Origin of the sequence: Campylobacter helveticus (genome assembly GCF_002080395.1) — a bacterium.
GTDB classification, from domain to species: Bacteria; Campylobacterota; Campylobacteria; order Campylobacterales; family Campylobacteraceae; genus Campylobacter_D; species Campylobacter_D helveticus.
Map to the genome: position 1 here is coordinate 21,502 of NZ_CP020478.1, position 14,137 is coordinate 35,638.

The following is a 14,137-nucleotide window of genomic DNA, read 5'->3' on the forward strand; positions in this document are numbered from 1 at the left end:
TTTTTCCTAATGGTTAAAATTCGTTTTGTTATTATCATTTAGGGATAAATCATAATAATTTGCATCTTCTCGCAAAGTAAAGCCATAATGCCTCCAAAACTCATTACCCAAATCATTGCTTTTAAAAGCAATGAGGGCAATTTTATTAATCTTTTCTTTTTTAAGCGCCTCTAGGCAAAATTTTGTCATCTCGTGTGCTATGCCCTTTTTTCTATGATTTTTATGCACACATACATGGTAAAAGCCGCCCGTGCGTCCATCGTGTCCGCAAAGTATGCTCCCTACTATTTCGCCATCAAGTTCTGCCACAGCACTCAAACCGGGATTACGCCTCAAAAAAGCACTGATATTTTCAAAACTATCATCAATACTTCTTAGACCAAAGCCCTTAATTTCACACCACAAAGCATACACTTTTTCATAATCACTCTCTTGCATTGCCCTAATTTTCATAAATCCTCCTAAAATCCTAAATTTTCATCAAAATCAAACATTAAATTCATATTTTGCACCGCTTGTCCAGCCGCACCTTTGACTAAATTATCCAAAGCACCGATGATGATAAGTCTTTTTGTGCGTTTATCTATGCAAAAATTAAGATCCATAAAATTACTATGGCTTACAAAATGCGTTTGCGGATAAGTTTTTTCAGGCAAAAGGCGAATGAAAAGCTTATCTTTATAGTATTTTTCATAAATTTTTCTTAACTCCACTTCATCTAAATCACAGGCTAAATTCGCATAAATACTTGCTAAAATCCCCCTTTGCATAGGCACAAGATGAGGGGTGAATTGAATTTTTAGTTCCTCATTTGCTGCAAGGCTTAATTGCTCCTCAATCTCTGGTGTATGACGGTGCGAAGCTATGGCGTAGGCTTTGAAATTTTCATTAACTTCACAAAATAAATTCTCTATCTTAGCTCCGCGTCCAGCCCCACTTACTCCGCTTTTTGCGTCGATGATAATGGAGCTTAAATCAATCACTTTTTCCTTCACCACAGGATAAAGACTAAGGATAGAGCAAGTCGTATAACAGCCCGCATTTGCCACTAAACGCGCCTTTTTTATCTCCTCACAATAAAGCTCACTAAGCCCATAAACAGCCTCTTTGACAAGCTTTTCATTAGGGTGAGTAAAATGATAATAAAGCTCATAATTTCGCAAATTTTTCAAGCGAAAATCCGCACTCAAATCGATAATTTTCATACGCTTTAATAAAGCATCATTAATAAAACTCGCACTAAATTCGTGCGGAGTCGCCATAAAAAGCACATCAAGCTGAATTTTACTTAAATCCTCGCTAGCAAATTGAAGACTTAAATTTGAGTGCGGATAAAGGGCGTTGTAACTTTGTCCTACATTATTTTTTGAGCCTATGTAAGTAAGCTTTGTTTTGGGGTGTTTTGAGAGAATTTTCACAAGCTCATTACCCACATAGCCACTAGCACCTAAAATTCCTACCTTAAGTTCCATTTTTTTCCTTAATTTTGAGATTTCGATTATATTATTTTAAAATAAAAATTGATTTAAAAAGTATTAAGAAAATTCTAAACTTATAATGATAAATCTGCCTTCAAAGCCACATTAAACAAAGCTTTTATTGCTATGTTATAATTTCATAAAAAGAGAAAAGGAAAGATTTGAATCTTTATATCCTCACAGAAGAGCGACCAAAACAAGAGGTTTTACACACTATAATCACAAGATTTTTACAGGATAAAAAGTTTTGTGGATACTCTTAAAATTTTACCCATTGTTAAAGAAAATTGCTTTACTTTTAGCTATGAGATTCTAGGCGTGTCGTGCAAGGCGATTGAAAAAATCTATGTCAAAATTGTGAGTGGGACGAGTAGTTTTGTAGATTATCTTATATTTTTTCAAGAGAATGAGCCTACTCCTAAAGATATTCCACTTTATGCGATTGAAGAGACAAAGACAAACGATAGTGAAAGCCGCAATACAGGCGTATATCAACGCATTACTAAATTTGTCTATCTTAACAATTTTTATCCACAGACAACAAAAATTATGTTTTACAATCTTAAAACCGAACTCAAAAGCCCCACACAAACTTCAATTTTTGGCACAAGGATTTTACGCACTTTGGGTGTGGAGATTATGGGAAAGGATTTTAGAGAAAATAATGAGATTTTAAAACCTTTTGAAAATATTGAAGAATTGGTAGCCTATAAAAATTCAATGAGAAAACCACCAAAAAATAATACTCCACTCAACATCCACAAAGTTAAAGATATAATCTTTATAAGTGCAAGACTTTTTAAAGCAAATACCCTATCTCACGACCCAAATATTGGGGCGGTAAGTGGTATTTGTGCAGCGTTACGAAAGCTGGGGTTTAAAGAGAATCTTACTATCACACATCACGGCTTAGAACAAAAACATCTTGGCAAAAATAATAAATTTATACAAATAGCAAATATGCTACATATTGACTTAGATGGACTTACAATTCCAAAAGCAAAATTACCACAAACATATTGGCATTATGAAACACAAGGCGAGAAACTTGCGACAATTTTTATCCATCTTGTTGTGGAGCATTTTAGCAGTGCTTATGGAATTTTTGAAAATCACGCAGGATGTGAAAAAAGCTATTTTTTAACAGCAGATGGTAATTACATAGCGTTACAAAAATATGAGGATAAGCAATCTTATAAGCAAGGCAATAAAAAGGCAAGGCTTTTTATTCCTGATTTGATTTTACTTGACCCTAAAAACCTTGAAATTATCAATATTGAGGGTAAAAAATATATCAACAAGCAACAAGGAATCAAAGAATTAAACAATTATGATTGCATAGAGACAGAGTATATCTCAAAATATTATAAAAATTATAAAATTATCCGCACTCTTGTGCTTTATGGCTCTTTATGTGAGGAAATTATAGATATTGAAGTAGGCTTTTTACTTAACGAAAAAGGCAAGATGATTTTAGGGATTAAAGCACCAAAAATTTTTATACAAAGCTTAGAAAATTTACTCGCATTTTGGAAACCACAATGACAAAAATAATACACTCAAAACCAAGCTATATCAAATCACCGCTCAATTACATTGGCGGAAAATACAAAATATTACCCCAAATCCTACCCTTATTTCCTAAAAGAATTGATACTTTTATAGATGTATTTTGTGGAGGTTGTAATGTAGCAATCAATGTCAATGCCAAGCGAATTTTGGCAAATGATAATTTAAGTTATCTTATCGCTCTTTTAAGATTTTTGCAACAAAATCCTTTAGAGAAAACACTGCAAGAAATAGAGCAAATCATACATTTTTATGCTTTAAGCAAAGAAAATGCAGAGGGTTATAAACTTTTAAGACAGGATTATAATGCGTATAAACATCCTTTAAAATTACTTGCACTTCTTGCTTTTAGTTTTAATCATCAAATACGCTTTAATAACGCACATCATTTTAATACCCCTTTTGGCAGAAATCGCTCAAGTTTTAACCCACAAATGAAAATCAATCTCATTGATTTTATACAATCCCTACAACAAATCAGTATCACATTTTCTAGCCTTGATTTTAGTGAAATTTTTAGCACTTTAGATTCTATGCAAGATAAAGAATTGTTTGTGTATTGCGACCCACCCTATCTTATCACGCAGGGCACTTATAATGATGGTAAAAGGGGTTTTAGTGGCTGGAATGAAAGCCTAGAAAAATGGCTTTTAAACTATCTTAGCAAACTAGATTCTAAAGGCATTCTCTTTGGACTTTCAAATGTCCTTACCCACAAAGGACAAGAAAATAAGCTTTTAAAACAATGGCTAGAAAAGTATAATTTTTATATTCACACCATACAAGCACACTATACAAATGCAAATTATCAAGCAAAATATAGGGATAAACAACACACGCAAGAAGTATTCATTACAAATTACAAGGCGGATAATGCGTTTTATTGGCAATAAAGAAAAATTAGCCCCCATCATTTATGACTTTTTACAAAAACTTAGGCTTATTAAGGCAGAAAACCAAAGCTTTTTTGATGTTTTTAGCGGCAGTGTAAGTGTGGGGAAATTCTTTAGGCATAAAGGCTTTAAAGTATATAGTAGTGATATGCTGTATTTTTCTTATTGTTTGCAAAAAGCATATTTGGAGTATGGGATTCCAACTTTTGAAAAGCTTTTACTAGAAAAACAATCCTTGCAAAACCCCACTTTTTTTAACACTCCTTATGAAAAGGTGCTAAATTTTTTAAATTCTTTGCGTGGTGTGCAAGGCTTTATTGGCACACATTATGCACCCAACCCGACAAATGCAAGAATGTATTTCACACAAGAAAATGCACAAAAAATAGATGCGATGCGTTTGCAAATAGAGCAATGGAAAAATGAAAATCATATCAACGAGAGTGAGTATTTTATCCTCCTTGCCACGCTTTTAGAATCTGTGTCTTTATTTGCAAATGTGGCAGGTGTGTATGCAGCATTTTGTAAGAGTTGGGATAAAAGAGCTTTAAAGCCTTTTATGTTAAAGGCTATTGAGTTTTCGCAGGGCATAAGCGGGGAGTGCTTTTGCGGGGATAGCGTAAAGATTTTGCAAGGTTTTAAAAAGTCTATTGATATACTTTATCTTGACCCGCCTTATAATCAAAGACAATACGCCCCAAATTATCATTTACTAGAAACCCTTGCAAGATATGATAATCCTAGTATTAAAGGTGTGGCTGGAATGCGTGAGTGGGGGAAGCAAAAAAGCCTATTTTGTAACGCAAAAACTGCTTTAATACAGCTAGAAAATATTGCAAAATTACCTTGCTATAAAAACTTAGTGTTAAGTTACAATAGTGATGGAATTATGCAAAAAGATTCTATTTTCAAGCTTTTAGAATCCTTTGGTAAAGTAAGTTTTTATGAAATTCCTTATAGGCGATTTAAAAGTAATGCTAAAGTGCAGAAAAATGGTGTATTTGAATATTTATGGGTGCTTGAAAAATCAACCTAAGCTTTTTTAACGATATAAAGCTGTTCTTTAATATGTATGGGACGATTTTTAAGATTGCGACTAGCTCTAAAAGCATTGTAATTTTGCTCTAAAATAAAGCATTTTCCAAGCTTTTCAAGCCTTTTAATAAAATTTTCTTTTTTCACAAAACCTTCACAATTATAAGAGAGTAAAAGAATTTTCGCACGCGTTTTAGCCATAAGCTCAAAAAGTGCGTCCTCTGCTTCTTTTGCCTTATTATACACGCTTCTATTCCACTGCTTTGGTATGCCACTTACCTTAGAAATTTCAGTAGGCTTTTCATAAGTAGCCAAGAGATTTAGCATAAAATAGTTTGAGCCGTAAGGGTGCTGATTATAAGGCGGGTCAAAATAAGCTAAATCAAGCCTTTCAAGCTCTTCGCTTAAAAGATTTGCGTCCTTTTGCAAAACCTCAAATTCGCAGTGAAAATTCGAAAAAACAGGCATTTTTAAACACATCTTCCCCCTAATGCGTGAAAGAGCATTTTCTCCCACTCCGCCAAATTTCCCCACCCCGTTTTTATCCTTATAAAAGCCCTTAAAAACGCCACTTGTATTTGCATGAACGCTAGCTTCATAAAGCAAAGGAGCTAAGAAAAACTGGCGCAGGTGCTTTGGAATTTGCTTATCTATGGCTTGTCTTAAGCTGTCTAAATAAAGGGCATTTTCTTTAGTGTAAAAAACGCGTTCATCTTTTTGGATAGCATTTTCATCTTTAGGCGCGTAAAGCTCAGTGATGAAGCCTTTTTTTAAGGGCGCGTTTAAAAGCTTTTGGTGTAAAAGGGCTAAATTTTCAAGTTCATCTTTGCTTAAATTTGCCAAGTAACAAGAATTAATAATTTTGCTGTAAAGCTCCAAATCATTTGCAATGATAAAATCACTATGCGCCTTAGCAAAGCGGCTTACTATCCCTGAGCCGCTAAACATATCTAAAAAGCTGAGTTTTTCTTTTTTAAGCTCTTTTTTTGCATAGTCAAAGCCTTGTTTTAAAAAGCCTAGCAAGGCTCTTTTATTACCCAAATAAGTGATAATTTGCTCTTTTAAAAAAGCGGGATTTTCTTGCATAATTAATTCTCCTAAAATATATAATATCTCAAAGCCGTTTCGGCTATTTCTTTACAGATGTGAAACATTTCATCCGCTTTCCATTTTTCTTCTCTAAAATACATACTCACCGGAGAAAAATAATTAAAATTACTATTGCCGTCCGTTTTGAAAATGTAAGTTTTATTAAGATAGTAAAATTCGTTAAGGACATTGAGTTTTGCTAACACCGTTTTTTCGCTGGGAGCAAAATCGCAACCCCAGCCAAAACACACAAAAGGTGTTATTTTTTCGTGATTAAGCATAGCTTTAATGCCTGTGAGATTTTTGCCTAATCTTTCTATAGCGTTGCCTGTGGCTTGTTTTTTCCTGCCCTCTTTTGCTCTTTCGTCATTTGTGCCTTGCCTTTTGGCTTCTGTGATGAGAAGCACCTTAGCAAAATTTGGCTCATCTTTTTTCTTTAAAAATAAAATTCCCCCATCAGGATAAATCGCTCTATCCATAAAACTCGTATCAAATTCAGCCCTAAGCTTAGAGGCTTTAATATTTTCTATCATAAAGGACAAATCAAGCTTTTTAGTGATTTCAAAATAATACTTGCCTTCTACAAAATTAGCTACCCCCCCCAGAAAATCGCTCCTCTAAATATTTTTTAGTTTTTTTCATCGCTAAATCCAAATTTAAATCATCACTTTTTGATTTTAAATTTTTTGCTTTATGTTGTTCTACGCTACTGCGTAAAGCTTCTCTTGGCATTTTAACTTCCTTTTATACATTACCACGACAATTACCGCCCAAGCTCAAAACCAAATCCGCCTCAATTTCACTCAGCCCATCCACACAAACAGACCTTATAACATTTCCTTCTTAACCTTACATTTAGGGCATTCTAAAAAAGTGCCTTTTTTAAGCTCTTTAATAACCATAGTTTCGCCACACTCCTCACACTTTTCCTCGCTTGGCTTGTAGTTTGAGACAAAATCACATTTAGGATAGCAATTACACCCGTAAAATTTCCCCCGTTTTGAAAAGCGTTCCACCACCTCGCCACTTTTACATTTAGGGCAAATTATGCCTGTGCCGTTTGTTTTTTTGGTTTGCTTTTCACTCTCACTTTTATTTTCATTGTTTAAATTCCTTGAGTAGCGACATTTTGGAAAGGCAAGACAAGCGATAAATTCCCCATATCTTCCCTTACGCACGGCTAGCTCACTTCCGCACTCGGGGCATTTTTCCTCAAGTTTTGTGAAAGTTTTTTGACTTTTGATTTTGCTTTTGCCCTCCTCGATTTTCCGCATAAAAGGATAGTAAAATTCCCTTAAAGTCTCTTGCCAGTCGGCTTTATTTTCGGCGATTTCATCAAGGGTATTTTCTAAATTTGAAGTAAAATGACTATCCACGATGTCGCTAAAATTCTTTTCAAGCACTTCCGTTACGCTAAAGGCAACTTCACTAGGGACAAGCTGCTTTTTGTCAATCTTCACATAATCACGACTCGTAAGGATAGAAATAGTCGGCGCGTAAGTGGAGGGGCGTCCTATGCCAAGGCTTTCTAGCTTTTTGACAAGCCCAGCCTCCGAGTATCTAGCAGGTGGCTCGGTAAAATGCGAATTTAGCTCTAAATTCTGCACCTTTAATTTCTCCCCCTTTTTGAATTCAGGCAAAATTTTATCCTTATCCATATCCCCATACACCTTATAAAATCCCTCAAATAATACTCTCCTCCCACTGATTTTAAATAAAGCTCTCCCTCCCCTTACAAAAACGCCCTCACTTTGCGAAAGCGCCGGGTTCATTTGACAGGCTAAAAAGCGGTTGTAAATGAGAGTATAAAGCCTTAATTCATCTTTTTCAAGGTATTTTGCGGCAAGTTTGGGCGTAAAGCTTAAATTCGTAGGGCGGATAGCCTCGTGAGCTTCTTGTGCGCCCTTATTTTTAGTCGCATAAATATTTTCTTTACTTGGTAGATACTCTTTTCCAAAATGCTCTTTTATAAATTCCCTAGCACCCTTTACCGCCTCTTTAGCTAAATTTAGGCTATCCGTTCTCATATAAGTGATAACGCCCATCGTGCCTTGATGAGTCTTCACACCCTCATAAAGCTTTTGCGCTATCATCATCGTTTTTTTAGGGGTGAAGCCTAGCCTATTACTCGCGCTTTGCTGCAGCGTAGAGGTCATAAAGGGCGGTGGCGGGGCGATTTTGCGTTCCTTGCTTTCTATGTTTTCCACGCTAAATTCCGCCTTTTTGCACTCTTCTAAGATGAGCTTGGCGCGGTCTTTATTTGTAAGGCTTAGTTTTTCAAGCTTTTTTTTGTCAAATTCGACCAGCTCCGCCTCCAAGTCCTTATTAAAAATCATATCGATACTAAAATACTCCAGCGGCACAAAGGCACGGATTTCCTTTTCTCTATCCACGATGATTTTAAGCGCCGCACTTTGCACCCTACCCGCACTTAAGCCTCTTTGAATTTTTTGTCCTAAAAGGGGGCTTAGTTTATAGCCTACGATTCTATCTAGCAAACGCCTAGTTTGCTGGGCATTGACCGAGCTTATATCAAGCTTTCTAGGGTTTTTTAGGGCGTGTTCTATGGCGCTTTTTGTGATTTCGTGAAAGACTATGCGAGGCAGGGCGTTTTCATCTTTACCTATGGCTTTTGCGATGTGATACGCTATCGCCTCCCCCTCCCTATCCTCGTCCGTCGCAAGATAAATTTGTCCCGCCTTTGCCGCCTTAGCTTTAAGTTCTTTGACTAAAGCACTATGGTCTTTTGAAATTCTATACTCAGGCACGAAGCTATCTTCTTCTATCTTGATGCCAAAGCTTGTTTTGGGTAGGTCTCTAATGTGTCCTTTTGACGCCATTACTTCGAATTTATCGCCTAAAAAATTGCTTATCGTTCTCGCCTTTGCAGGAGACTCGACGATGATTAAATCTTTTTTCATCTTACTATACCTTATTATATGCGTTAAAAATTCGCATTATATTTAAAAGATTTTAAAAAGTGCTTAGTGAAACTTGGAACACTTCTTGCTTGATTAGCTTTAGCAATTTTGAAGCAATATCTTATGAAAAAGGATTCACTATGATGCGTTCTCTTTGGTCTGGTGTTAGCGGTATGCAAGCCCACCAGATAGCAATGGATGTCGAGGGTAATAACATCTCCAATGTTAATACCACAGGTTTTAAATACTCCCGTGCGGATTTTGGCACAATGTTTTCTCAAACGGTTAAAATAGCCACTGTGCCTACGGAAAATCTAGGCGGACAAAATCCTCTGCAAATAGGACTTGGCACGAGCATAAATTCTACAACAAGAATTCACTCTCAAGGCTCAGTGCAAACCACAGATAAAAATACCGATGTCGCGATTAACGGCGATGGCTTTTTTATGGTGAGCGATGACGGCGGACTTACTCGCTATCTCACAAGAAGCGGGGACTTCAAGCTTGACGCGTATGGGAATTTTGTCAATAACGCAGGTCTAGTCGTGCAGGGCTGGAACATCAACTGGGACGACCAAAGTATCGATACCTCTCGCTCTCCGCAAAATATCTTCATCGACCCAGGTATGCACATCCCAGCGGCAAAATCCACCGAAGTAGCGATAAAAGCGAATCTTAATAGTGGTCTTAATGTCGGCAACGCCGCCCGTCCTATTTACGGACTTGACTCCGTTCACGGGTGGAATAAAAAAACAGGTGAAGCCAAAGACGAAAACGATGTCGGCACAACTCAGTTTTACTCCACTTCTAAAAATTCTATGGAAGTAACAGAAAAGGGTGTGGATGCTGGAGCTTTGTTTAACGGCAGCGGACAAGGGCTAAATTTAAGAGACGGACAGGGCATTTGGGTGAGCTACACAGACGCGAAATTTGAAACCGACAAAGGCAACTCAAATGTCTTCGACCCAAATAATAAAACTCAACAGCAAAATGTCATATTCTGGGGCGACCAAAATAAACCTGTAAAAATGGACATCACGCTAAATGGAGTGCAAATCACAAATGATAATATCAAAAGCCTCGATGAAGCGATAAATTATATCAACACCTTCACCAACCCAACTGACGGGCGTGATGGCACAGGCGTGGTAGCGACTAAAAAGCAAGATGGCTCAGGCATAACATTTACCAACACCAACTCAAACGGCACCACCGATAATATGAAAAACATCGACTTGCAAATCAACGCAGGAAACCAAGCAGGTGAGCTTCAAACCGTGCTAGTAGCTAATGGCAACTTTAACTGGAATGCTATGCAACTCAACTCCCTCCAAGCTCGAACGGACTCCAAGTGGATAGCGGGTAACTTCCAAAATAATCAAAACCATGTCCAAATCGTAACCGCACATAAATATGTCTATAGCTCAAATCCTGTGCAAATCACCCCTATGTATAACCCCGATGGTGGGAAAACTTGGAATCAAGTGGACTTAAATACTCTCGGAACCCCAGAAAATAACTATAACCTAGCGGTGAAAGGTGGACTTTTAAACACTCAAGTAAGACAATTTAGAACCACTGAAGACTTAAGAGAGCTTTTACAAAGAGACGCGAGATATGGGGTTGATTATAATGGCTCAGGTGGCTTTGAAACGACAGGGGAAGATGTCAATGAGGGCGTAACTGTAACCATAACAGAAAATGGAAATTACTCCATTTCAAACCCAAATAAAACAACAACCCCACCGCAAGGTATCAACGGCGTTAATAGGACGAACCACGACCTAAATTTCAATGTAACAGCCTACACCGATAAACAAGGTAAGGTCAGCACAAATGACGCCTTTACGAAAATCTTTAAAGCCTTTGACGGGGTGCAAACTGTGGGTAGTATGAAAAAAGAAAGCGAACAACTTAAGCTTTCAGCCTTTTCAGCAGGACTTGAAATTTTTGACTCACTTGGTAACAAGCACACCCTAGAAGTGCAGTTTGTCAAGCAAACCACCACCCAGGACGGCGGTAACGAGTGGCAAATGATAATCCGTGTGCCAGAACCTGCCGAAATCAACACAACAGGCGATGGACCGGCTAACATAGTCGTAGGAACAGCGCGTTTTAATAATGACGGCTCTTTGGCGAGTTATAACCCCAAAACGCTTAACTTTAGCCCAAATAACGGTGCTATGCCTAACCAGCAGATAAAACTTAGCTTTGGAACAAGCGGTGGAAATGACGGACTTGTAAGCTCAAGCTCTGCTTCAACGCTCACCAACCAAGCCACAGATGGCTACGCTTCAGGGAATTTAAAGCCTGATGCTATCCGTGTCGATGACAAAGGACACATTTTAGGCGAATTTACAAATGGAAAAGTTTTCTCCGTGGCTCAAATCGCTATGGCGAGTGTGGCAAATAACTCAGGACTTGAAGAAATCGGCGGAAACCTCTTCAAAGTAACGGGAAATAGTGGCGACATCGTAGTCGGTGAAGCAGGAACAGGCGGACGCGGAGAGATGAAAACCTCAGCGCTTGAAATGAGTAATGTGGATTTAAGTCGCTCACTCACTCAGCTCATCGTGGTGCAAAGAGGCTATCAAGCCAACTCAAAAACCATAAGCACGAGCGACCAAATGCTTAACACGCTTTTACAGCTTAAGCAGTAGGGATTTAGGGTAGTCGTCATTGCGAAAATGCGGAGCATTGAAGCAATCTAGTCTTTAAACTAAGGGGATTGCTTCAGCCTTAACAGGCTTCGCAATGACGAATTTAGTTAGTGGATACCACGCTACGCCCATAAGACGAGGGTCATCCGTCATTACGAGCCGACTTGTCGGCGTGGTAATCTAAGCTAATCTAAAAAGCCCAGCTTTACAAGCCTAGTTCGCTAGTCTTGTAATACTAGGCTTGACTGCCTTCAATTTATTGCTAACCCGCTCTTAGAGTGGGTTGCAATATTTCTTCATTTTATTAATACTTGAATTTATTTTCTGCGTGTGGATTTAGCGGTTTTGTGGAAAGAGTGGAAAAAAGCAAAGCGTAAAAGCCTTGCTTAATCTTTTCTCAAAATGCGTTTAGTAAAAAATAGCACCACACTGATGAAAAATATAAGGGCTAAAAGCTCATTATTATGCACGCTAAGTCCAAGCTCAAGCGGACTTTCACTTCCGCCACGACTTAAAGAAAATGCCGTAATCCCAGCGATGATAACCCCACAAAGACTTTCCCCAACGATAAGCCCAGAGGCAAAAAGTGTGCCTCTTTGCTCACTTTTGGCAAGTTTTTCGTCCTTGTGCGAGTTGTTGGCGTATTTTTTGGCAAGTTTTTTCATCACAAGATATTTTAAAACTCCGCCTATAACTAAAGGGATATTAACAGCTGGTGGGAGGTAAATTCCTATCCCAACGGCTAAAGGTGGGAGCATTTTACCGCTTCTTTTTAAAAGCTTATCGGTGATGATGATGACAATGCCTACACAAACGCCAAAGATAATGTATTTCCACTCTATATTTTGGTGAAAAATGCCCTGTGCGATGGTGTTCATAAGATTTGCCTGTGGGGCGGCTAAAGCAGCGCTAGCGTCCATATTTTCGCGAGGCATAGCCCCCACAAAACCATAAGCTTGATAAAGCAAATTTAAAACAGGCGTAATCGCCAAACTCCCAAAAATACAACCTATAAGCAAAGAAACCTGCTGTTTCCAAGGAGTCGCCCCAACTAAATGCCCTGTTTTTAAATCCTGCAAATTATCATTTGAAATGGCAGCCGTGGCTAAAATCACACTCGTGATAAAAATGGCTAAAGCGATGGCGAATTTAGAAAACAACTCATCTTTAAAAATCTCCGCTCCCACAAGTAAAATCATCAAAGAAGAGATGATAATGGCGATTAAGCCTATCCCTGAAATCGGGCTTGACGATGAACCTACAAGTCCTGCCATATAGCCACAAGCCGCCGCGACAAAAAAGCCGATTAAAACCGCTAATATCGTCCCACCCACGCTAAAAAGCAAGAGGTAAGAAAGGCTTAAATTTGCTTCGCTCACAAAACTATAAAAAGTCGCAAAAAGTCCTATAAGTGTGATGATAAATAAAATCATAATGCTTTTGATAGAAAGGTCTTGTTTGCTCGTCTCTGGGGCAAGTTTAGCGTGTTTGACTAAATCTTTCATTCCCTCAATCACAGGCTTTAAAAGCTCAAAAAGCGTCCAAAGTGCCGCTATGGCTATCGTGCCTGTGCCAATGAGCCTTACTTTATCTTTCCACACACTACCTGCTAAATCCACCGCCTCGCTTGTGCTTGTAAATTCAAAGCTAGAAAGATAAGGCGTAAAAACTCCCCACGCTAAAAACATTCCTACAAAAAGCGCCACCGCTCCCACAAGCCCTACAAGATACCCAGCTCCTAAAAGTGCTAGAGAATAGCCCATAGAAAAGCCAAAAGCCATTTTATTCCAAATAAAGGCTAAGGAGCTTTCTCCAGCTAAAACCTTAAAGCCACTGCTAAAAAGGCTCATCACACTAGCAATAAGCGCACCAAAGGCGATTTCTTTGACCCCCTCTTTGCCCTTTTTATCGCTTTGGTCTTTGTTTGCCACTTTTAAAATTTCTGCGGCGGCTCTTCCCTCAGGATAGGCTAATTTACTCTCCACTACCATAACACGCCTTAAAGGTATGGTAAAAAGCACCCCAAGCACTCCCCCACAAAGACAAATCATAAAAGTCTGCCATAAAGGAAACTCACTCCAATACCCACACATAAAAAGTCCCGGTATCACAAAAATCACAGCCGAGAGCGTCCCCGCTGCGGAAGCTTCAGTTTGCACCATATTATTCTCTAAAATGCTTGAATTTTTAAAAAAGCTTAAAACCGCCATAGAAATGACAACCGCAGGGATAGAGGAAGAAAAGGTAAGCCCCACTTTAAGCCCAAGATAAACATTTGAAGCGGTAAAGATAAGGGTAAGGATACTTCCCAAAACTAAACCACGAAAGGTAAGTTCGCGTAAATTTTTTGAAGCTTGCATAGCAGTCCTTGTAAAGTTTGATAAAGCAAAAAGATATATAAAAAGTTCTTAAAAGCAGATGAAATTCAGCAAAGTTTAAAATTCATATCCTCGCATTTGTAAATTTAAAGTAAGATTTTGTTTAAATTTGCA

General features: G+C 38.1%; 11 protein-coding genes. 4 read left to right on the forward strand and 7 right to left on the reverse strand.

Annotated features, from left to right (window positions below):
- Window positions 1-6: 6 nt before the first annotated feature.
- Window positions 7-453: a GNAT family N-acetyltransferase gene (locus CHELV3228_RS00080; protein ID WP_082198972.1), complete on the reverse strand. Its 447-nt coding sequence runs from the start codon at window positions 451-453 to the stop codon at window positions 7-9.
- Window positions 454-461: 8 nt separating this feature from the next.
- Window positions 462-1,472 (reverse strand): N-acetyl-gamma-glutamyl-phosphate reductase, encoded by a 1,011-nt coding sequence (gene argC, locus CHELV3228_RS00085; protein ID WP_082198973.1) that lies wholly within the window; start codon window positions 1,470-1,472, stop codon window positions 462-464.
- A 255-nt stretch (window positions 1,473-1,727) separates the two neighbouring features.
- On the opposite strand from argC, the gene CHELV3228_RS00090 reads away from it, so the two are divergent.
- From CHELV3228_RS00090 to CHELV3228_RS00100, 3 genes are read left to right on the forward strand one after another with little or no spacing between them, the layout of a single operon-like run.
- A complete protein-coding gene (locus CHELV3228_RS00090; protein WP_234980996.1) occupies window positions 1,728-3,023 on the forward strand; it encodes a hypothetical protein in 1,296 nt (431 codons plus the stop codon).
- Window positions 3,020-3,940, forward strand: coding sequence for a Dam family site-specific DNA-(adenine-N6)-methyltransferase (locus CHELV3228_RS00095; protein ID WP_082198974.1), 921 nt, complete (start codon window positions 3,020-3,022; stop codon window positions 3,938-3,940). Before CHELV3228_RS00090 ends, CHELV3228_RS00095 begins: the two co-directional genes overlap by 4 nt.
- Window positions 3,921-4,976: a DNA adenine methylase gene (locus CHELV3228_RS00100; protein ID WP_082198975.1), complete on the forward strand. Its 1,056-nt coding sequence runs from the start codon at window positions 3,921-3,923 to the stop codon at window positions 4,974-4,976. Before CHELV3228_RS00095 ends, CHELV3228_RS00100 begins: the two co-directional genes overlap by 20 nt.
- Here the strand turns inward: CHELV3228_RS00100 and CHELV3228_RS00105 are convergent.
- From CHELV3228_RS00105 to topA, 4 genes are all read right to left on the reverse strand, one after another.
- Window positions 4,973-6,061 (reverse strand): DNA adenine methylase, encoded by a 1,089-nt coding sequence (locus CHELV3228_RS00105; RefSeq protein WP_082198976.1) that lies wholly within the window; start codon window positions 6,059-6,061, stop codon window positions 4,973-4,975. The genes CHELV3228_RS00100 and CHELV3228_RS00105 overlap by 4 nt on opposite strands.
- Window positions 6,062-6,072: 11 nt before the next feature.
- Window positions 6,073-6,597, reverse strand: coding sequence for an EcoRI family type II restriction endonuclease (locus CHELV3228_RS00110; protein ID WP_234980997.1), 525 nt, complete (start codon window positions 6,595-6,597; stop codon window positions 6,073-6,075).
- Between the two features lie 55 nt (window positions 6,598-6,652).
- On the reverse strand, window positions 6,653-6,796 hold the full coding sequence (locus CHELV3228_RS10410) for a hypothetical protein (RefSeq protein ID WP_234980998.1): 144 nt from the start codon (window positions 6,794-6,796) through the stop codon (window positions 6,653-6,655).
- 95 nt (window positions 6,797-6,891) lie between these two features.
- Window positions 6,892-8,985, reverse strand: coding sequence for a type I DNA topoisomerase (gene topA / locus CHELV3228_RS00115; protein ID WP_082198977.1), 2,094 nt, complete (start codon window positions 8,983-8,985; stop codon window positions 6,892-6,894).
- A gap of 140 nt (window positions 8,986-9,125) precedes the next feature.
- Between topA and flgE the strand changes: the two genes are divergently transcribed.
- The gene (gene flgE / locus CHELV3228_RS00120; protein ID WP_082198978.1) at window positions 9,126-11,645 is read left to right on the forward strand and encodes a flagellar hook protein FlgE; all 2,520 of its coding nucleotides are present in this window, start codon (window positions 9,126-9,128) and stop codon (window positions 11,643-11,645) included.
- A 386-nt stretch (window positions 11,646-12,031) separates the two neighbouring features.
- Here flgE and CHELV3228_RS00125 read toward each other — a convergent pair whose 3' ends face one another.
- Complete coding sequence (locus CHELV3228_RS00125; RefSeq protein WP_082198979.1) at window positions 12,032-14,005, reverse strand: OPT family oligopeptide transporter; 1,974 nt, start codon at window positions 14,003-14,005, stop codon at window positions 12,032-12,034.
- Between the last annotated feature and the right edge of the window lie 132 nt (window positions 14,006-14,137).